Below are 21242 nucleotides of genomic sequence, written 5' to 3'. Positions count from 1 at the left end.
CTAATATTCATTTCTTCTATTCGTTAATTTTCAGGCCAACTTCAAGCCCATGGAGAAATACTTGATGGTTATCCAAACATAAAAATTGCTGAATCTCTTCAAATTTCATATGACCAACTGAACAAACGCCTAAATTTAATGTCTCAGCAACCATATTTAAGGTAGCAGTGATAATGCCTGACTCAATACAAGCAAATAAATATCCATCTGAACCGTATTTCGGGATGGAAGCGTTCGCATTATAAACCAAATAAACTGAGAAAGCAGATTGAGTAAATAAATCCTGGTTAATTAACTCATGATCACTTTTGATTACTTGATCAATGTTGTTTACAATCACAAGACTATTTTTTGATGGGTTATAATAATAAAACCCAGCTTTTATACCTTCTATACGTTTTGGTTTTATATAAACAAAGATATCAATAGGGTAGAGTCCGCCTGCACTTGCGTAATGATAGTATATTTTTTCTTCCCTAACCTGTTTTAGAGTTGATATGAAATGGGAAAATTCTAAAAAATTAATATATTTTTTCATATCAAATTGGCGACAAGACCTACGTTCCTTGATTATAGTGGGTAGCTCATTTGTTGTTTCAAGTTGAATTTCGGTTGATCGCGCAGCAACGTGCGTTCGATTAAATTGTTCACGCATATACGTATCTAACTCTTCTTTAGAAAAGCGAATCTGGTTGCTATATGGATTTGGAAAAATCTTTTCTTGTGTGGAAAATACTTCTCTTGGGTGTAATATGTTACTTACTAACACACGATTTTTTATCATAAGCTCTATTATATTTTTGGCTTCTTCCTCATTACCTAACGAAAAGCGATCTACTATTTCATTAATTGTCACACCTTTTTGAGTCAAAAAGTAAAACTCAGGAAACCACTCAGACAGAACGCCTGTAAATTTCGTTTCTCCTATCAAAACTTCGTTATGCAACTTCTCCCAATGCTTAATAGGAGACCAGTAATAAATTTTCTCGTTCATATAACCCTCCATAAACGTTTAATTTATTTTTGAAATGCAATTTTCTAATCTACAAAAAATATTTTTTAGATTCTGATCCTTGTCTCATAGTGATTATAAATACATGCACTTCAACGAAACTTGAAAATAATGAAATAACTTTTTCTTCATTAAAATTTTTTATTTCATCATAAAAAATGATTTTTTATTAGATATTTCACATCCTTTCCCATAGTAATCCTATAAGGTATAAACCATTTGGAACATTGAGAATACTCATGCATTTCCAATGTGAAATTATTGTAATAGATTGGAGAGCGGTTGAATATAGTTATTAAATCAAATAATGTTGAGAAAGTTTTATTTATTATATCGATAAAATTTTCTGATACGATTTATTACAAATAGATTAAGAATAGAGTTTTAAATTTTCCTTTAGAAGTTAGTGTAAAAATATAACATACTATTACATACAAGTGAGTCACTTACATATCGTATTTAAAATAGAGAAAAGACACCATTCAAGGTATCTTTTCTCTATTTTAATTCCATATACTTTTTACGCCTTTACTATCTTTAAACGATTTGTAGGAATTAATACAACTCGAACCTCTAGTCCGTTATATGTTCGAATATGTAATGAAAATTATATAAATTAAGAATGTATTTCAGATAATTTTATAAATAAACGCAAAGACATCTGCTCTCCCTACTGTTACAATAACAATAATCTCTTGCCTATTTCTTTTATTAAATTGTAATATAATTACAGTATGTGAAATTATATTACATTAACTTTAAAAGCGAAGTGAAAACAACCTTCACTTCGCTTTTTTATTTGCAATCCTTATTCAATTTGCTTAATTCAGTATATATTTCCACATTATTTGCTTTTATTTTATCGGTTTCTCTGTTTTTAAAACTAATGAACTTAATGCAGGAACTTTAATTTTATTATCATGGACAACGTAAAGTGTTTTACTACCTGCCTGTTTTCCGTCTACTAGTACTTTCCACGGACCTTTCGATGGAAGTGTTATGTCAACGGCTTCCCTATTTGCATTGTGAGCCACCATAAAGTATTCGTTTTTATTACCATTTCCCTTTATTGAATAAGCCACAACATTTTTGGGAGCATCCATAAAAGCTATATATTTTTTTATTTGTTCTGCAGATGTCATTCGAAATGCTGTGTACTTTTTGCGTAATTCTATTAAGCCCTTCATATAATCTACTTCATTATTAAACGATGCACGGCGCAACCAATCCATTTGGTTAATTGAATCAGGAGATTTGTAACTGTTATGATCACTATATTTCGTGCGCATAAACTCTTGTCCTGCATGTAAGAATGGAATACCTTGTGATGTTAATAAAATTGAAGAAGACAATTTGTGCATTTGTTTTCGCACTTCTTCACTGTCATCTGGATTAGTCAACTCAAGTTTATCCCATAATGTATGATTATCATGTGCTTCCACATAAGTTAGCACCTGCTCCGGATCTTGATAAGTAGACGAATTTGTATCGTAGTCAATGCCTGCCGTAATGCCTTTTTTAATGCGGTCTTCCATGTTTTCCTTTCCATTTACAAATCCATTTTCCTTCTCCTCAAATACACTACCTTTCAATCCATCACGTATATTATCGTTAAAATGAGCAATCCCTTTCATTTTCACTGCATTTTTTTGATTTGCTTTCAATTCAGCTACAAGAGGTGTATTTAAATCCCAACCTTCTCCATGCAGTATAATAGAAGGGTCAATTTGATTAACAGCTTTACGTATTTCATTCATCGTTTCATAATCATGAATACCCATTAAATCAAAACGGAATCCGTCTAAATTGTATTCTTTTGCCCAATATGTGACGGAGTCAACCATAAATTTCCTCATCATTTTCCGTTCTGAAGCTGTATCATTTCCTACTCCGGTTCCATTTGCAAATGTTCCATCTTCATTGTAACGGTAATAATAACCTGGAACTAACTTATGAAAATTAGATTCAGCAGCATTATACATATGGTTATATACTACATCCATTACAACACGAAGATTATTATCATGCAGTGTTTGAATCATTTGCTTTAATTCGGTTATTCTAACAGTTGGTTCATATGGATTTGTAGAATAGGATCCCTCTGGAACGTTGAAGTTTTTCGGGTCATATCCCCAGTTATATTGTGGTTCGTTTAAATTCTCTTCATTTACTGATGCATAATCAAATATTGGTAAAAGCTGCACGTGCGTAACACCAAGATCTTTCATATGATCAAGTCCTGTTTTCACATCTTTAGGCCCTCTTGTTCCTTTTTCAGTTACACCTAAATATTTTCCTTTATGTTTTATACCACTTTCGGGCTGAATAGAAAGATCACGTACATGCAATTCATAAATAATTGCATCTTCCGGATTTTTAAATTTTGGCTTTTTGTTTGTTTTCCATTTTTTCGGATTTGTTTCTTCTAAATTAACAACTGCACCTTTATCTCCATTTACAGAAGCAGCACGCGCATACGGATCAACTGCTTCTGTCCACTTATCACCAATTTTCACCTTATACGTATAAAAGAGACCTTTTTGGTTTCCTGTAAGTTCTGCTTTCCAAGTGCCTTTTTCACTTTGTTGCATGTTTATTTCAGTACCTATTTTATCGTTCCATTTTTTATATGTAACTAACTTCGCTTCACTCGCAGTAGGAGCCCATACACGGAACTTTGTATATTGTGGTGTATATATATTACCTAAATCGTTACCACCATAATAAAATGAATGATCAAACTTCTCACTACGAATGACTTTACCGATTTCGGTATACGTATCAGCTACGTTTTCGATTTTAACTTTGTATGTCTGTTTTAAATCAATTTTCTGCTCCGTAATTATTTTAACCTTATTAGTAATATTTCCACTGTTTATATCATAAGGACTAATATTCTTAATTTTAATGCCTTCAATTTCAATTTTCCGTTCCTTAATATGAAACGGCACATTAGTCGTTACAGTAATTTCATTGAAACTATCAATAGTTGCTTTTTGAATTAATAGATCCGAAGAAGGCTTAGAATTATATACTTTATCATCACCAGAAAGAATCCATACTTCAGCACGACCGTCCTTTATATTTTCAATCCAACGATCGCCACCATCTTTTTCCCACTCATTCGTACGAATGATAAATCCTACACGATTATAGTCACCATCTATATTAATCTTAGCGTACTTTCCAAATTCATCTTCACCAGTAAATTCATATGATTTACCATTCGCATTTTCTCCCCATAACCAAAGGTTCCAATCCTTTGTATTTCCAGACTGTTCTTTGTAATGAATGATAACTTCAGTTGTTTTCGAATTTGAAACTGCCTTTACAATTTGAAAAGAGAAAACAGATGATAACATAACGATTATAGTAAGTAATAAAACTGATTTGTTAATTAATCTTTTTATCATTTGCACCACATACACCCTTTCTTTAAATAGTACGTACAATTTATTATGCTCGTACTAAATTACACTACTTAAATTAATCTAGAACTCCCTTTTACTTCACCCCCATATTGGCTATTTTCACATATGTATTTCAATGATCTTTTAATACGAAAACGTTTGCATTAATGTTTAAAAAAATAGATTTATTTATGTCTGCATATATTTGTAAATACTAAAAGATCAGGGAAATCATTTTAAAGCAATCGTTTGTTATCGCTTTCATTCTATAGCACTTTCTATTAAGAGGTCAATATATTATTAATTTTCTGTTTTTATATACTTTAAACCTTATATATGTGTCGTAACTTCATAAAGATAGACAACCTAATTATTGCTTAGTAAGTGTATTTTCAATCATACATTGCTGTATAAAAAAACAGCTACTATCATTTTAAAGATAGTAGCTGTTTTTCATAATGTAATAATATATGAATGAAAACTATATTTCTAACTTACTTAATTTTTGCTGCATCAAATGCCTTTTGAACTGCTTGAACCTCAGCAGTATTTGCTCCATATTTATTCGTTGCCACTCGAATACATGCTGATCTCAATTCTTTGAAATTAGAAGTCATGTTTAACTCATCTGTATTTGCATAATAGAAGATGTCAAACATTTTATCTTCACCAATCCCTTTAACAGTTACACCGTTATGAGTTCCACCTTTTGCAATGAGATACGCAACTTTATTAATAATACTTGAATTAAAATGAACGCCACCTTGATCCCATCCATTAAAATCGTTAAATTCACTGTAATCATCTGGATAAGGTACTCCAAGTGAAGATGGAACAGAAGCCGGGTTTTCCATATCACGGAAAACAGATCCAGTTTGTTCTCCCATCGTCCAGTTAAAGCCTCCATTATTTACGTATTTCTCAATTGATGTTCCCATAATATCAGATAGCGCCTCATTAATCGCACCAGATTCACCGTAATATTCAAGATTAGATTCGCTAGAAGTAACTGCATGTGTAAATTCATGGCCAGCTACGTCGTATGCTTTAACGATAGGATCTCCGTATACAAGCATACTTCCATTATTCGCACTTAATGCATTCTGCCAATTTTTCGGATCATTCGTATCTCCAGAATCCCAAGCGTGTACAACTGAAACTACCTTTTGTCCCTTATTATCAAAACTATTACGCTTGTATTTATCTTTATAAAAATCAAATACTTTTGTTGCTAAGTAATGAGCACTTACTGCTTTTGGATCGTTAAATGTTGTCGAAGTACTAGTTGCTAATGTACCAGGATAATAGCTTTCTTCTTTAGTAATGTCTCTATAATTCACATCATATGTTTCAATTCCTTGCCCTCTTGTATAATCAGCAAGAGCATATTTGCCATTACTTTGTTTAGAGATACCAAATGTACGTGATATACCTAAATCATCTTTTCCTGTTCCAGTTAATGATGTAAGGTTGCTTTTTTTACTTTTCTTTAATGCTCCAACTAGTTTTTCACTTGCTTTTAAGTTAGATTCTTGTACCATATTTTTTAACATATCACCATTTTGTGCATTTACTAAATAAGTTCCGGAAACATAGTTTGGTGTTGCAGCTTCAAATGTAACCTGGTATGCATTGCTAGCTTGTCCATTATTTTCATCAACAAAAATAACTTCTTTAACTTCTGGCTCAGAAATAAAATTGATATCGTTCCCGTACTTCGTATAAATATATTGTGTTGCTTCATCTTTTGATAGATTGATAGGTTTTTTCAATTCTTCTTGTTTTAAATTTTGCGCGCTATCACCTGAAACACTTTTAATAACACCGTTATTATCTACGTGTGCAGTTAATTGATGACCATATACTTCTTTTCCTTCGTATGTTTGCTGTATACGTACAAGTGTAGTCCCATCATATGAACCACGTTTTTGAAGAACTTTATAATCTACTCCTGTTTCTCCATTGACTTGCTTTGGAGAAAGAGCTTGTTCTGTTTTCTCCTTCAGAGCATCTTTTACTACATTCTCTGGTGCCTTTTGTGACGGTTGTGTAAGTTCACCCGAACGGAACGATTCTTCCTGAATTTGAACTTGTAGTTGATCTGTTTCTTCAGCATGACCTATTCCGTATGGTGCTACAGCTGTTAAAGCTAAGCCTGTTGTTAAAGCTACCTTAGTTAATGTGTTTTTGTTTTTCATTTTTTCACCTCGTATAATTTTTAAAATAGAAAGCTTGTACAAAGTATACTTGCTGTTTCTGTCGAAAAAAAGGGAAAATACACAATTTATGTAACATTATGCAAAATTACATAATGTAAGGACGATGATATAAATAAAGAACAACACATATAAGTGGTTAATTTCAATAAAAAAAGAGCTCCCTAAGGCGCTCTTTACATACGATTATAAATCATAAATGCATTGTGTCATTTATTAGTATATGCTCGTCTCATTAATTGTTTACTTGGTGATTTCTTTGCACATTAACCATTAAAAATCCGTTATCTAATACATTAAAATTCTTCGTTACTATTTGATTAGTAAATGAAAGAGAGAGTTAAAATAATGTAAGAAACAAACATGATAAAAGCAAACCAATAGATAAAGATAGCACTCGACATGTATTGTGTAATTCTTTTTTTATATAAATTTGTTTTACTTATTTACTTTTTTAGGATTAATTTGAAATTGCCCTTTCCAAGATCCAACTATTTTTCCTATTTTATTTATGTCTACATCTAATGTTAAAGGTTGTTTAAAGGAACCTTTTCCTTCAGGACCTTCAACAAATGTAATGACACCTTCTGGTCTGTCTTTATCGCGAATGCCTACATGCTCTAACTTTTTTCCTTCTGACAATAATTCGAATGGTAAATTGTCTTCACCTTGAATAAATGATAATTGTGAAAACATACCATTTCCTGTGTTATATTCAGGATTTTCTTCTTGTTGTCCGTTTACTTTTCCATCGCTTTTTATATTTAATCCATTTGTATCAAATTCAAATGGCATTAGAGTTCCATCGGCTTTTTCAACTCTATAATGAACAGATATACGTGCATCTGCCACATATAATTCTTTAAAATGTACAGTAATCCCCTGATCTGTTATCTTCTCATCCAAAGGCATGAACTTGCCATTTGACATTCCTTCTACCTTGTTATTATTGTCATCTCTTATCCCTTCGTTGACTACCTCATCTTTAGAAACTTCATTAGCAAAGTAAGAAGCAATATTAGTTGCTGCAACTTGAACTTGTGGAATCATAGCTATAGTAAAAATACCTACCGCAGCAACCGCTGTATACATTAAGAGTTTTGATTTTTTATTCACATTTGAAAATACCCCATGCTTTCTTTCTGTCGTTTTATTTACGCTAAGTACATTATTAGACTCGTTATAATTTTTAAATGTTTGCCATGCTTTTTCAACATCAATATTTATTTCTGGAGTCTCATGAGCAAGTGTTGAATTTTCCCACTGACTTAATTCCGTTAGCTCAATTAATAAATTTTGACACTCCTTACATTTGTCTAAATGCTTTATAAATTGTTTTCTGTCCGCACGGGAAAGCTCGCCATCAATAAATGATTGAATGGATCCCATTTCATAACAAGTCATTTATTTCCCCTCCATTTGTTCAAAAATTTTCCGGAACTTTAGTTTAGCTCGTGCCAACAATGTTCCAATAGACGAATCATCAACCTGAAGTACTTGCGCGATTTCTTTATATCGAAACCCTGAAAATTTCATTAATAATATCGTTCGATCTTGTTCTTTCATTTTTCGCAAAACCATTTGTACTTTTGTAATTTCTTCTTTTCTAATCCATTCATCATCTAGTGACGAATCAATTTGAACTTCTTGATACTGGGTTTCTTTATCGATTCTTGCCTGATGTCTTTTTTCAGAGCGAATGTAGTTGTAGGCGACATAAGTAGAAGACTTTATAAGCCAAGCGCGTAAATTTTCTATTGATTTCCAATCCGAATGATACAGTTGCAAAAACACCTCTTGCGCTAATTCCTCAGCAACCGTCTGTTCTTTAATGATCCATATTATTTGTTTTACAACATACGCATAGTTTTGTTTAAACAACGCTTCAAATGTTATATGTGAAACATTCCTCTCTTCACTTTTTATTGTTTGCATGTAAGTAAAACCTCTCTCTCGTTTGATGCCTGCATTATAGAGAAACCAGAATGCTCATTTTTGTGACAAAAAAATAATATTTTTTTATTATGTACTACTACGTACATTCATGATATAAACAAATATTCATATTAATTAAAGTAAACTTTTTTCTCAATAACAATATAAAACCTACTCTCAACTATTTTTAAGAGTGGGTTTTAAACTATTAAAAAAACAATTATTTTAATACCTCTTACAATTTATACTACTTTTTATTTGTTCTTTTTTATTGGTGCAAATAAATCAACCTTTAATTTTCCTTCTAGGTCTTCTGCAACATTGTTCATACAAAACTCTAAATTATCCCTATCATAATCTGCACTATACTCACTATTTGGTAACCACACTGCGTACATGTATCGATAAACTTCACTTAATTTATGAGGTTCATCATAAAACTGGTATAGAGCGTATATACCTCCATCTACACATTTAAATTGCATATCTTGATGAGGTTCTTTTTCAAAGTTTTCAGGTACGGTAACGCAAGCATCATGTCGGCACTTCTGACTTGCAACAAATTCAGGATTATCTAATGAAATTCCGATAAATGATTGCTCTGGTGGATGTAGATTATTTTCATTTGCCCACTGTAGTAACTTTTCCCAATGATCTTGTGGTTCAAAGTAACTACCAACTCTTCTTATAAATGCCACTTCTAATTGCGGTAAATTCTTTATTATAACTTTCATTTACATCAGCCTCTCTATACATATCTACTCCATTTATTTAGCTCTCGTATATATGTATTCCTTCCTAAATAAAACAAATTCTCTAATTACAGAATCGATATAAAAACAATACTAAAGTTGTATGTAGTTCCATACTTTTACACGATTCTATATTCTTTTTAAATCGATATATTAATAATAAGAGAATGAAAGAATGAAGGAGGTTTTGCATTGATTAAAGGACTATATGAAGCACACTTACCGGTTAGTAATTTACAAAATTCTATTTTTATCATTTAATAATTATTTAGTGTGCTTTCCTCATACAGAGGAACTTGCCACTTAATATTTATTAGTATATACACCATAAATTAAGCGAGAAAAATCTAGATGTATTTCACATAATTCTTTTTTAAAATTTCCATCTAATCTATTCACTTGCGTTCGTTTATTAAAAAATTTCTAACGATTAAATGCACATCCTATCAATTCATCATTAAATAAATGTAAAAAATGCCCCTATTCATTCATTTTTCATGCGTATGTATGTACATTTGTTAATTTATTCGATATATTATGTGTATTGAATGATTACGAAAAGCTTATTGGTCGCTAAAAAACACCTTATATTTTTATATCCGAGAAAACTACAAAATGTATAAAATTCCATTTGTCAAATGAATTTAATGCGGAAGGAGGTTTGTGGTTACTTCATCGGGATATAATCATCAGTTTTGAACTGATAAAAATATAGGAGGCGACATAATGTTTCGTACGATTTCAAATTTCATGAGAGTAGCTGAGATAAGAAACAAAATTCTTTTTACACTAGCAATGCTAATTGTTTTTCGAATTGGCACGTTTATTCCAGTTCCTCATACTAACGCAGAGGTATTAAAAGTACAAGATCAAGCTAACGTTTTAGGTATGCTAAACGTATTTGGCGGAGGAGCACTGCAACACTTCTCAATCTTCGCTGTAGGTGTTACACCATATATTACAGCTTCCATCATAGTACAATTACTACAAATGGACGTTATACCTAAATTTTCGGAATGGGCAAAGCAAGGAGAAATGGGCCGAAAGAAATCAGCTCAATTCACTCGATACTTTACAATCATTCTCGCATTCATACAAGCCATTGGGATGTCTTATGGTTTTAATAATATAGCAGGTGGACAATTAATTACAGATCAAAGCTGGACTACATACTTATTTATTGCGACAGTTTTAACTGCAGGTACTGCATTTTTACTTTGGTTAGGTGAACAAATTACCGCTAATGGCGTTGGTAATGGTATTTCGATGATTATCTTCGCAGGACTTGTTGCGGCGATTCCAAATGTTGCGAATCAAATTTATTTGCAACAATTTCAAAATGCAGGCGATCAATTATTCATGCACATCATAAAGATGGTCTTAATTGGTCTCGTAATTTTAGCGATAGTTGTTGGTGTTATTTACATTCAACAAGCTGTGCGTAAAATACCGATTCAATATGCAAAAGCTGTTTCAGGAAACAATCAATATCAAGGAGCAAAAAATACTCATTTACCTCTTAAAGTAAATAGTGCTGGTGTAATTCCAGTAATCTTTGCTTCCGCATTTTTAATGACGCCGCGTACAATTGCGCAGCTCTTCCCTGATTCAAGCGTATCGCAATGGTTAGTTGCAAATCTTGATTTCGCACATCCACTTGGAATGACGCTTTATGTCGGTCTGATCGTTGCTTTCACATACTTCTACGCATTTATTCAAGTAAACCCTGAACAAATGGCTGAGAATTTGAAAAAGCAAAATGGCTATGTGCCTGGTATTCGTCCTGGTAAATCAACAGAACAATATGTAACTAAAATTTTATACCGTTTAACATTTATCGGTGCAATTTTCTTAGGAGCAATTTCAATTTTACCGCTCGTATTCACGAAAATTGCTACATTACCACCTTCTGCACAAATTGGTGGTACAAGCTTACTTATCATCGTCGGTGTAGCACTTGAAACAATGAAGACTTTAGAAAGTCAGCTTGTAAAACGTCATTATAAAGGGTTTATCAATAAAGCGAATTAAGTAAAAAACACAGTTGGTTATTTTTCCAACTGTGTTTTTAATTCTACTACCTCTAATTTTCCCACTAATGTATCAATTACTTTTTCTAAGTTCACTATTTTTTCTTCTAATGCTTGAATGCGTTTTTCGCTATCCTCTACATTATTATATTTTAACTCATCATTGGACGATTTGAACTGCTCCCATAATTCGAAAATAGTATTTTCAGTAGGTGATTTGATTTTTCACCACTACTGGTTGCATCTTTATTTGATTCTAATTCAAATTGAAGTTCATATGTATTTCCAGTTAACTCTTTAGCTATTTCCGCAATTAAATCTTTATAAGACTTTTCAACCCATCCTTGTTGGAATTCGTTTTCAAAATAAATGATTAATGAATTTTCATTTATTCTGGCTGTCGTTTCTTTAACCCATGTTTCATATGAAGGTCTTGAAATTATTAATTGCATTTTACCTTTTATTTCATTCCAAATTGTATTGGGTTCTTCTTGTCTGGAAGTGAGTGGATTATTTTGCATATGATGAATATGTGTGATAGAAGTGGTTTTTGATTCTATTTCGAACCAAATTTGATATTCTTCATTAGTAATTTTCTGTACGGTACTTGAAATTATATTTTTATACTCACCTTCAAGCAAATCACGATGAAACGCATCCTCACAAAAGATTATTAATGTATTATCTTCTATAGTAGCATTTGTATTTCTAATCCAGGTTATAAATGTTTTCTCTGCTAATTTTGGCCTTAACGCTTTCTTTACTTCATCCCAGCTATTAGGCTTTTCTTTTTGAACATCTTTCAATTTAGATGGTTCGCCATTACATAGATCAAACTGAATTTCAAACGTCGTATTAAACATTTCTCTTAATGTATGAAATACTAATTCTTTGTAGTGAGATTCTAACCAGTCACGAGCAAATTCATTCGGACAATAAATTGTTAATATATCATCCTCTAAATAAACAGTAGTATTAGTAAACCAAGTTTCATATGATGGTTTTGAAATTTGCGGTCGAATGTTTTCCTTTACTTCAGTCCAATTCATTTTCATAATAACTCCCCTCTTTTTACATTTCTCTTTCATATAGCTTAATAATATTACGCCTTTCCAATAAATAAAGTCAATCCGTATCATGAATAAAATTCAAGCAGCCCTGTTATATACAGGGCTGCTTCTTTATACAACTACATTTCCTTCTCAAATAATTTCCCTTGTTTGAAATAGCTCCGGAGTGTGGATCGATTAGCTAAAAATACACCAACCAAAATAAAACAAGCACCTATTCCCATTGTAGGGTTTAAAGGTTCTCCTAATATGATATATCCTACTATAATAGCAATTAAGGGTGATACATATAACCACGTTGACGGGAATACAGGATTTGTTTTTGATAAGAGCCAATAATATAATCCGTGCCCACCAATTGATCCGATAAAGATAAGATATAAAATAGGCCACTGTACACTCCATGAAGCTAATACAGATACATTCGGTTGTTCTACTATGACGGATATGATTAGTAATAAAACTCCTCCGTAAAACATTTGAATACCATTAATGAGAAATGGTGATACACTTTGTAAATCCGAAAGTATTTCTTTTGAGCGAATAGAGCCTATTCCGTAAAATAACTCTCCTATTATTAAAACAAAACAAGCGATACTCCATATGAGACTTACTTCTTGGTGCGTTCCTGGTAAAGAAACAAAAATAACACCTATTAGTGCAATAATTAATGCTACGAGTTGTTCTTTTTGTAATTTTCCCTTATTTCTTTTTGCCTGTAATAATAAAATCATCATCGGCCCCGTAGCAGAAAGTACAGCAGCTAACCCTGAAGAAATATATTGTTCCGCCCAGTACAAAGTTGCGAATGTCATAAACGTTAAGCAAAAACCAGCATATATAATACGTTTTGAAAATACATGTGGCATAATTTCTTTTCGCTTTAACTTAAATATAATCATCAGAATTACGCCTGCTAAAAAGAAACGAATTCCTGCTGAAAATAATGGGGGCGCTCCTGCTTCAATTCCGATTTTTATCGTTAAAAATGTTGTTCCGAAAATAATACATACTAAAATATAATTGAAAATGACCATTTTTCTTCCTCCTTTTTACTCTTAACATGAGTATAGAAGGTATGGTGTATAACAGTGTATCTATGTATATAACAGTTACTTAAAATTGTAGTTGATTCTCTTTATATTTTTCGCTTTAATAAAATAAAAACGAAAAAGGTGAAACCATGAAGATTGTCCTTCGTAAAGAATCCAACATACCGTATTACCAACAAATATATATGCAAATCGTTGAAAGAGTACAAAGTGGCATGCTTGCGCATGGTGACTCCCTTCCATCTTTACGCTCTATGGCCGAAGATTTGCAGATTAGCCTATTAACTGTTCGTAAGGCATATAAGCAATTAGAAAAGAAAGAATATATACGCATTGAGCAAGGAAAAGGTGCTTATATACATAAACATGTAAAGAAAGATTTCAAACCAATTCCGTACAAATGGCAACAAACGAAAACGATTAATGTTATGCGATCTCAATATGCAATGAATCAGCACCGAAAATATTACGATTTTTCACAAGCAATTTTATATCCTCGTTTATTGCCAAATCCATTCTTAGCAGACGAAATGCATAAAATACTGAATAAAGACCAGATGATCCTAGCAACTTATGGGCCAGTACAGGGTGATTATGAACTGCGAGTTGAAATAGCAAATTACTTAAGTGAACACCAAAATTTAGTGACCGATCCATCTCAATTATTAATTACAAGCGGAGCACAACAAGGAATTGATTTAATTGCTCAAACATTATTAAAACCTGGTGATATTGTATTAGTGGAAAGTCCTTGTTACAGTTCTGCACTTGATATTTTCATCAATAAAGGCGCTAAAATTATACCAGTTTCTCTTGATAATCATGGAGTTCGATCCGACTTAATCGATGATATTTGTCAAAGTAAAAATCCCGTATTATTGTATACGAATCCAACTTTCCAGAACCCGACAGGTACAGTAATGAGTAATGAAAGGCGAATGGAACTTATAGAATTAGCAGAGCTATATGAGTTTTTTATAATTGAAGATGATTCTTTCGGAGAAATATATTTTGAGGGTGCTACTATTCCCCCTCCTATCAAAAATTTTGATACGAACGGTCATGTAATATATATAAAAGGATTTAGTAAAACGTTAGCACCAGGATTGCGTATCGCATCTCTTATTGCCGATGGGCCTATTTTTGAATGGTTATATGCTGTAAAAGGTTCAATGGATATCGGTAGTCCTTTATTAACGCAAAAAGCACTCCTTCCTTTTTTACGTGCAGAACGTATGAAAAATCATTTAGAAAAATTACGTACGGCTCTACAAATTAGACGTGATATAACGATTGATATGTTATCACCACTTAAAGAATTACGATTTGAAATACCAAATGGTGGCTTTAATTTATGGATTACACTTCCTGATTCGATAGATCCCTTTACCTTATTACAAAAAGCAAATGAAGTAGATGTCTCTTTTTTACCAGGAACAGCTTGTCTATTAAATACCGATATAAGTAATAATCAATTACGGATTAGCTACTCAATGTTAAATGAAAAAGATATGTTGATTGGTTTAGAGAAATTACATGATACAATACGAAACTGTATATTATAGAAATAACATTACATATCCAATAAGAAATACTATCCAAAATGAAAATGTGACTTTTTGGATAGTATTTTTTTTCTGCGTTTTTTGTAGTTCAACTTCACTTTCTCTACAAGCAACTATCTTCATTATCCTCCTACTTTCATTACAATTTTACCTCTAACATGTTGGCCTTCACTCAAAATATGAGCTTCTCTAACCCCCTCTTCATTAAAAGGCACAACTTTACTTATAATTGGTTTTATTTTTCCGTGTACAATTAATTTTGATAATGCTTCTAATTGCTTTCCGTTTGGTTTTAGCCATAAAAACCCTGATTTTATCCCTTTTACTTTTTGAATTGGCTCATGAACAATCGAAACTAACACACCACCAGATTTTATAATTTGAAAGCTTTTCTCTTGTACTTCGCCACCTATTGTATCTAATACAATATCGAAATCTGATAGTAATTCTTCAAATTTATCTTTTTTATAATCAATAACGAGATCTGCTCCTAAAGACTTTAAAAACTCTTCATTCTTACTACTTGCAGTTGTCGCAACAAAAGCTCCAAATGATTTTGCCATTTGGATTGCCAAACTTCCAACTCCACCAGCTCCAGCATGAATGAGTACTCGGTCATGTTCTTTTATTTTTGCGTAATCTACAAGACTTTGCCACGCAGTAAGTCCTGCAAGAGGAATCGAAGCTGCCTCTTCAAAACTTAGATTAGTAGGCATATAAGATACTAAATCCGATTTTACTGTAATGAATTCAGCATAAGAGCCCTTCCCTATATTTTCAGGTTTCGTAAATACTTTATCTCCTACTTTGAAGCACTCTACCTCTTCCCCAACTTCTTCAATAACCCCAGCTACATCCAATCCTAAAATAATTGGAAATGAAAATTGTAACTGTTCTTGTAAGTCTCCTTTTCTTATTTTCCAATCAACAGGATTAACAGATGTCGCGAGAATACGTATCAATACCTCGTTACCTTTAACAATTGGTTTTAAAACTTCTCTTTCTTTTAATTCTTCAACATTACCATATTGATCTATAACAATTGCTTTCATTTCCATTCCTCCTTGCTATTTATTTTAATAACATACAAATATTTCTCAAAATTTTTTGCCTTGAATGGCTATATACTTATTTTTAGGGGTTATTGCACTATTAATTCCAAAACGAAACTTACATACACCTTAGAATCACTCAACATTGTATTTTTAATGAAATTCAAAAGAAATGGGGAGAACTCTATGACTGAAAAGATATTTAAAATAAACGGGATTGATATATGTACAGAAAGCTTTGGGAACCCTAAAAACCCAGCTATTTTATTAATTATGGGTGCTACGTGTTCAATGGTTTATTGGGATGAAGAGTTTTGTGAACAGTTGGCTAACACGGGGAAATTTGTTATTCGTTTTGATAACCGTGATGTGGGATGCTCTGTTACATATGAGCCTGGAACTTCCAATTATACAGTTACAAATATGGCTGAAGATGCAATTGGGGTACTCGATGCTTATCATATTGATAAAGCACATCTATTTGGTATGTCATTAGGTGGTATGATCGCTCAAATTGCTGCAGTAAAAAATCCCGAAAGAATTTTAACGTTAACATTATTAGCTACAAGTGTGATAGGCTCTGACGATAACACGCGCGATTTACCTCCGATGGACGAAAGAATTTTAACACATCACGCAAATGGCACGCATTTAGATTGGACAAATGAAAATGTTGTAGCAGAATATTTAGTTTCCGGATCTCGCCTATTATGTGGATCCAAACGAACATTTGATGAAAAAAAAGTCTATAATCAAGTAAAACAAGAAATAGAACGCGCAAACAATCTATTAAGTATGTTTAATCACGCTTTACTTCAAGGTGATGATGCTTATGAAGGTGTGCTTCACTCCATACAAGCACCTACATTAGTTATCCACGGAACAGACGATACAGCACTCCCTTTTGAACACGGTCTCGCACTTATTGATGAAATTCCTAAATCAGTCCTACTAACACTTGAAGGCGCAGGACATGAAAATCATCCTGATGACTGGGCAGACATCATTCATGCAGTTACTGAACATACATCTAAAATATAGATAAATAACGAATAGAAGGGGCACACCATAATTTGTGCCCCTTCTATTCGTTACATGTAAAAAGCCCATCACTGTATCCGTATGTATAGTGATGGGCAATACTTATTTTTCTATGTTTAAAAAAACGGACAATCTAATTGATCAACAGATTCCCATGATTTTTTTTTTATATTATCGGTGGATTTATTAGCTTCTAGTGGCACGTTTTTAAAGGGATTTACTTCGACCTTTAATAAAGATGATGGCTCCACGTATAATGAGAAAACATGGCTACTTGGTATAGCTTTTGACACATCAATATCTCCTACTTGTTTAAAGAGTTGCTGCGCTGCAAAGAAAAAGAAATTGGTTGGGTTTGATTGTTTATTCAGCCATGCAATCATTTCAGGTGATACTGATTTATGAATATTGATTTTTACTCGATCACCACGTTTATATCGCCTAGATCGCATACTTCCACCAACTAACTTATCGTTAAGTTTGTAAATCCTAACTCTTTTTGCTTATGCTCTCTATATTTTGGCGAACAAGTGTAGACTAATAATCCACGTGCATTTGTAAATAACGGATTATCTACAAAGATTACATTTGTTAGTCGTCCTTTTTGTTTTAAAATCATTTTTAAACTGTTTTTAATAATTACTGCGCCCCCGCCATAAATAAATACGTATGGATCGTCTTTCATGTCATCAATTTTGTTTATGATATCCGTTGCGACACGCGCTGCTAAACCTAATAATGCTGGTTGTGATTCTTCAACTAGTAACGCATTTCTTGGGTGCTTTTCATGTAAATAAATTTGGTTAAACTCTGTAATACTATCAATCGTCTTTGTTGGATACTTCCGGTTCCATCTTGTAATAATTTGTAGTAACGTTTCTTTCACACCGTATGATAAGCCCTTACTTAATTGTGGTCTAAAGTTCACACCTAGTGAAACTACTTCTTCTGTCGTCCCTGCACCAATATCAAAAGACAATAAAGTTTTATCAACAAAATCAATTTCTGAAACTTGATTTTGTTCACATTCTATTTTATGTTTCACAACATTTCCTTCTTCATCATATACAATGCCCCACGTACCAGAAGCGCCCTCAGGCAGGCATTTGCAATATTCGATTGAAATATTAATTGTCACATCACGTCCGTTAGGATAATGGAACACAACCTTATGATTGCCCATATAACGTTTCGCATTTTCCGCAGCTATTTCTTGTGTAATAAGTTGCATAGGAAGAGCCACAGATAAATCATAACGAATATTAATATGACCAGAAGTTGGACTTTGACGCATAGCACTTACCGCTAAACCAGATAGAATTGTAATAACCATTAACTCATCAGTTGACTTATTTGATTTCTTCTCAACCTCAGTACCTTTTAATTGATCTTGAATGACTTTTTCCCCAACGATATACCGCACGTTATTTAACATTAGCGATGGAGAACTAATGGTCACGTCAATATGATTTTCTAATTCAGATAATGAAACATCACTCTCATCTAACAATCCTGTAGGCTCTCCTATATATAAAGAATATATACTCGGAATAAAAATAGGGTCTTGCCCTTTCACCATTAACTTCAAACCGTTATTTCCTGCATCAGCACCAGCTTTTAATAGAATAGACATAACTACCCCCTAAATTAATCTGACATCCCTTCCAAATATATGCGAGCCCATTCTTTTACATTCAAATGTAATGTAATTTTTTATTAATCGTAAAAATAAAATATTATATTTCCAGTCATTTATGTAAAAAGTATTTGACATGAAACTTTTCCAATTTTATACTATGGATGTAAAGAATTTTTTACATCACAGGAGGTGTCATTTCTAAATTGAATTATAAAAAAATTATTTTCATGATTATTGTTTTATCATTAATCGGAGTCTTCATACATGGCGCATATAAATATGTAACGGAAGGTTCTATTTTGGGAGGAACAATATTCGCTTTTTCGTTAATACTTGGTAATTTAATTAATCAAATTACTTGGGGAGATCCAAACGGAGTATCGGAAGAAAGCAAAGATGAAATGGGACAACAAATCCAATATAAAAGCTTTAAAATTGCTTATTTTGCACTTATATGCCTTATGTTTTTTATTTTAATATTATCAGAAGGATTTGCATTCCTATTACTCGATGAAATAAAGAATCTTCCTCTTTTTATCGCCCTTTGTTCTTCATTCTTTATTTATCCTATCGTCGAACTTATAGTCGCAAAACAATATAAATAAAAAGGTGAGATTTTCTATATACAGAAAATCTCACCTTTTTATATTTATATACCCTCAACTATCGTTTTTAATTTATTCACAGTCCGCCAATTTCTTACTGTAGCTGGTGTATGTAACTTCTGAAACTGGTTCATTAATTTAGAATTTCGAATGCTATTTTTGAAAAACACATACACTACATTTTCATCTATATAACAATCTTCAGTATCATTTTTTTCATAAGCAACTGATCTTTTTCAATTTCAGAAAGTTCATTTGCTAAAAAGGCAACATGTATACTTTCCCCTTCTAGCAATAAATCGGCTTCATAGGGGCATCTTTTTATAATATTTATAAATTCCTCATGTGTTCTTAACATAACTGGAACATCAAAACCAAAAACATTTTTAATTTCAGATTGTATTCGTTCATTTAGAATTTTTATATCTTCCTCAGATTTGAACACGATATTACCGCTTTGAATATATGTTTTCACTTGTTTTAACCCTATTGATTCAAACATTTGTTTTAAATCGGCCATTTTGATTACCTTATGCCCACCTACATTGATTCCTCTAAGTAGTGCAATATAAATTGGCATATCATTTCTCCTTATTCAAATGTGTTTAACAATTATGTAAAGTGATAATAAAGTTATTTAATTTTGTTCAACAAAGCACCTGTTTGTTAAACAAATAGTGCTTTCGTTATAGAGCCGTTGACTTTTTAAACAAAGGTATATACCCTCCACTAGGCCCATAAGCAACTCCAATTTCTTCCCATCCATATTTTTCATAATATCCGTTAAGATCTGAAGTAAGATAAAGAAATTGATACCCTCTCTTTGCAGCTTCTAGCAGTCCATGATTCAATAATTTTGCTCCTATAGAGTTGCCCCTAAATTTTTCATCTACAAACAAACATGCTAGCCACGGGCTCAAATCCTGACGACTATTTAAATCATTGCGGATTAATGCATACGTTCCGATAATCTTATCATCTACTTTTGCAATGTAAAAACTCGGTATGTCATTTGGATCAGTTAAAGCATTAGTCATACAATCTTCATAAAAAGCACGCCCACCTTCCTCACCCCATTCTTTCCAAAAAACATCTACTGCCTTATTAAATAAGTCATCCTTCTTTAGTAATTGAATTATCTCCATAAAGCTATGACCCCCAAAAGTATTATTTAATGATTGTACAACTAACTAAAATTAATGCTTTTCAAGTATCTTTATTTTTTTATGTAACTAGCTATAATTTCTTTACTCTTAAATATAGCCTTTTAATATTTATTCTCTTGTCTTTCTAAATAAAAAAACTTACTACTTTGTTATGCAAGAGTAAGTTTTTCTTCACGTTATTTCATGATAGGTAAATGCATTATAATTTGTTGACCAATTGGTCCCATTCTTCTAAAGCCTTTATCTTGGAAGCCGACTTTTTCATATAAATTTTGTGCAGGAATATTTTTTTCATTCACAGCAAGTACAACTTCATTTTTTAACGGGAAATAACGTTTTACAAACTCTTGTAATAGTGCTAATGACTTTTTAGCATATCCCTTCCTCTGTCTATTGTGATTTACAGAAAACGAAGTTAGAAGTAAAGCGTTTTCATTGTTTGTGAACTCTCGCACTCTATCTCCCGTTTGCAATGCAAAAAGACCAACAGGTATCCCGTTGAAATCTAAAATAACAATCACATTTTTTGTACGATCACTCTTTGCTTTCTCCAATAATTCACTTGGATCTGATGTGAATTGAACTTGTTCACTTGGTAAAGTAAATGTTTGTATAACTTCTTTATATTTCTCCTTATACGGAACTAATTGAATTTCCCCTGTATGTATGTTCATGCTAAACTCTCCCATTTTTCAAC

16 protein-coding genes and 2 pseudogenes are annotated in these 21242 nt (G+C 32.3%); 4 read left to right on the top strand and 14 right to left on the bottom strand.

Features of this window, described 5'->3' with window-relative positions; translation table 11 throughout:
* Window positions 1-16 precede the first annotated feature (16 nt).
* The 6 genes from QCI46_RS13970 to QCI46_RS13945 all read right to left on the bottom strand — a co-directional run bounded on the left by QCI46_RS13970 (window position 17) and on the right by QCI46_RS13945 (window position 9307).
* Window positions 17-994 carry a SagB/ThcOx family dehydrogenase gene (locus QCI46_RS13970; RefSeq protein ID WP_353840578.1) on the bottom strand — a complete coding sequence of 326 codons (978 nt, stop codon included), beginning with the start codon at window positions 992-994 and terminating at the stop codon, window positions 17-19.
* 872 nt (window positions 995-1866) lie between these two features.
* Window positions 1867-4431 carry a type I pullulanase gene (gene pulA, locus QCI46_RS13965; RefSeq protein WP_353840577.1) on the bottom strand — a complete coding sequence of 855 codons (2565 nt, stop codon included), beginning with the start codon at window positions 4429-4431 and terminating at the stop codon, window positions 1867-1869.
* 485 nt (window positions 4432-4916) lie between these two features.
* A complete protein-coding gene (locus QCI46_RS13960) occupies window positions 4917-6620 on the bottom strand; it encodes a M4 family metallopeptidase (RefSeq protein ID WP_353840576.1) in 1704 nt (567 codons plus the stop codon).
* A 456-nt stretch (window positions 6621-7076) separates the two neighbouring features.
* Complete coding sequence (locus tag QCI46_RS13955; RefSeq protein ID WP_353840575.1) at window positions 7077-8042, bottom strand: DUF4179 domain-containing protein; 966 nt, start codon at window positions 8040-8042, stop codon at window positions 7077-7079.
* On the bottom strand, window positions 8043-8573 hold the full coding sequence (locus QCI46_RS13950; RefSeq protein ID WP_144611553.1) for an RNA polymerase sigma factor SigX: 531 nt from the start codon (window positions 8571-8573) through the stop codon (window positions 8043-8045).
* A 254-nt stretch (window positions 8574-8827) separates the two neighbouring features.
* Window positions 8828-9307: an AraC family transcriptional regulator gene (locus QCI46_RS13945; protein ID WP_353840574.1), complete on the bottom strand. Its 480-nt coding sequence runs from the start codon at window positions 9305-9307 to the stop codon at window positions 8828-8830.
* A 744-nt stretch (window positions 9308-10051) separates the two neighbouring features.
* On the opposite strand from QCI46_RS13945, the gene secY reads away from it, so the two are divergent.
* Window positions 10052-11356, top strand: a complete 1305-nt coding sequence (secY, locus tag QCI46_RS13940; RefSeq protein ID WP_353840573.1) for a preprotein translocase subunit SecY — start codon at window positions 10052-10054, stop codon at window positions 11354-11356.
* Window positions 11357-11373: 17 nt separating this feature from the next.
* Here secY and QCI46_RS13935 read toward each other — a convergent pair.
* Both QCI46_RS13935 and QCI46_RS13930 read right to left on the bottom strand, forming a co-directional pair.
* A pseudogene (locus tag QCI46_RS13935) lies at window positions 11374-12410 on the bottom strand (DnaA N-terminal domain-containing protein).
* A gap of 134 nt (window positions 12411-12544) precedes the next feature.
* The gene (locus QCI46_RS13930; RefSeq protein ID WP_353840572.1) at window positions 12545-13462 is read right to left on the bottom strand and encodes a DMT family transporter; all 918 of its coding nucleotides are present in this window, start codon (window positions 13460-13462) and stop codon (window positions 12545-12547) included.
* 146 nt (window positions 13463-13608) lie between these two features.
* Between QCI46_RS13930 and pdxR the strand changes: the two genes are divergently transcribed.
* Entirely contained in the window at window positions 13609-15042 is a 1434-nt protein-coding gene (pdxR, locus tag QCI46_RS13925) for a MocR-like pyridoxine biosynthesis transcription factor PdxR (RefSeq protein WP_353840571.1), read from the top strand.
* Between the two features lie 122 nt (window positions 15043-15164).
* On the opposite strand, the gene QCI46_RS13920 is transcribed toward pdxR, so the two are convergent.
* Window positions 15165-16094 (bottom strand): NADP-dependent oxidoreductase, encoded by a 930-nt coding sequence (locus QCI46_RS13920; protein ID WP_353840570.1) that lies wholly within the window; start codon window positions 16092-16094, stop codon window positions 15165-15167.
* 186 nt (window positions 16095-16280) lie between these two features.
* Between QCI46_RS13920 and mleBCA the strand changes: the two genes are divergently transcribed.
* On the top strand, window positions 16281-17135 hold the full coding sequence (mleBCA, locus tag QCI46_RS13915) for a BCA family alpha/beta fold macrolide esterase (protein ID WP_353840569.1): 855 nt from the start codon (window positions 16281-16283) through the stop codon (window positions 17133-17135).
* Window positions 17136-17251: 116 nt separating this feature from the next.
* Here mleBCA and QCI46_RS13910 read toward each other — a convergent pair whose 3' ends face one another.
* Complete coding sequence (locus tag QCI46_RS13910) at window positions 17252-17587, bottom strand: hypothetical protein (RefSeq protein ID WP_001257747.1); 336 nt, start codon at window positions 17585-17587, stop codon at window positions 17252-17254.
* 11 nt (window positions 17588-17598) lie between these two features.
* A complete protein-coding gene (locus tag QCI46_RS13905) occupies window positions 17599-18768 on the bottom strand; it encodes a ParM/StbA family protein (RefSeq protein WP_000025616.1) in 1170 nt (389 codons plus the stop codon).
* Between the two features lie 209 nt (window positions 18769-18977).
* Here QCI46_RS13905 and QCI46_RS13900 point away from each other — a divergent pair, with 209 nt between their 5' ends.
* Window positions 18978-19379 carry a hypothetical protein gene (locus QCI46_RS13900; RefSeq protein ID WP_353840568.1) on the top strand — a complete coding sequence of 134 codons (402 nt, stop codon included), beginning with the start codon at window positions 18978-18980 and terminating at the stop codon, window positions 19377-19379.
* A gap of 44 nt (window positions 19380-19423) precedes the next feature.
* Here the strand turns inward: QCI46_RS13900 and QCI46_RS13895 are convergent.
* The 3 genes and pseudogenes from QCI46_RS13895 to QCI46_RS13885 form a co-directional block, all read right to left on the bottom strand.
* A pseudogene (locus QCI46_RS13895) lies at window positions 19424-19959 on the bottom strand (DUF1697 domain-containing protein).
* 106 nt (window positions 19960-20065) lie between these two features.
* Complete coding sequence (locus QCI46_RS13890; RefSeq protein WP_353840567.1) at window positions 20066-20524, bottom strand: GNAT family N-acetyltransferase; 459 nt, start codon at window positions 20522-20524, stop codon at window positions 20066-20068.
* A gap of 197 nt (window positions 20525-20721) precedes the next feature.
* A complete protein-coding gene (locus QCI46_RS13885) occupies window positions 20722-21219 on the bottom strand; it encodes a GNAT family N-acetyltransferase (protein WP_353840566.1) in 498 nt (165 codons plus the stop codon).
* Window positions 21220-21242 lie beyond the last annotated feature (23 nt).

This window comes from Bacillus cereus group sp. RP32 (assembly GCF_040459735.1).
Taxonomy (GTDB): domain Bacteria; phylum Bacillota; class Bacilli; order Bacillales; family Bacillaceae_G; genus Bacillus_A; species Bacillus_A wiedmannii.
The sequence above is the reverse complement of the archived record's forward strand: the minus strand, read 5'-3'. Positions and strand labels throughout refer to the sequence as shown.

Coding starts and splice junctions, on each gene's coding strand:
- QCI46_RS13955 (WP_353840575.1), bottom strand. CDS start 8,042: ATGACTTGTTATGAAATGGGATCCATTCAATCATTTATTGATGGCGAG.
- QCI46_RS13920 (WP_353840570.1), bottom strand. CDS start 16,094: ATGAAAGCAATTGTTATAGATCAATATGGTAATGTTGAAGAATTAAAA.
- QCI46_RS13930 (WP_353840572.1), bottom strand. CDS start 13,462: ATGGTCATTTTCAATTATATTTTAGTATGTATTATTTTCGGAACAACA.
- secY (WP_353840573.1), top strand. CDS start 10,052: ATGTTTCGTACGATTTCAAATTTCATGAGAGTAGCTGAGATAAGAAAC.
- QCI46_RS13905 (WP_000025616.1), bottom strand. CDS start 18,768: ATGTCTATTCTATTAAAAGCTGGTGCTGATGCAGGAAATAACGGTTTG.
- pdxR (WP_353840571.1), top strand. CDS start 13,609: ATGAAGATTGTCCTTCGTAAAGAATCCAACATACCGTATTACCAACAA.
- mleBCA (WP_353840569.1), top strand. CDS start 16,281: ATGACTGAAAAGATATTTAAAATAAACGGGATTGATATATGTACAGAA.
- QCI46_RS13945 (WP_353840574.1), bottom strand. CDS start 9,307: ATGAAAGTTATAATAAAGAATTTACCGCAATTAGAAGTGGCATTTATA.
- QCI46_RS13950 (WP_144611553.1), bottom strand. CDS start 8,573: ATGCAAACAATAAAAAGTGAAGAGAGGAATGTTTCACATATAACATTT.
- QCI46_RS13890 (WP_353840567.1), bottom strand. CDS start 20,524: ATGGAGATAATTCAATTACTAAAGAAGGATGACTTATTTAATAAGGCA.
- QCI46_RS13885 (WP_353840566.1), bottom strand. CDS start 21,219: ATGAACATACATACAGGGGAAATTCAATTAGTTCCGTATAAGGAGAAA.
- QCI46_RS13960 (WP_353840576.1), bottom strand. CDS start 6,620: ATGAAAAACAAAAACACATTAACTAAGGTAGCTTTAACAACAGGCTTA.
- QCI46_RS13910 (WP_001257747.1), bottom strand. CDS start 17,587: ATGCGATCTAGGCGATATAAACGTGGTGATCGAGTAAAAATCAATATT.
- QCI46_RS13970 (WP_353840578.1), bottom strand. CDS start 994: ATGAACGAGAAAATTTATTACTGGTCTCCTATTAAGCATTGGGAGAAG.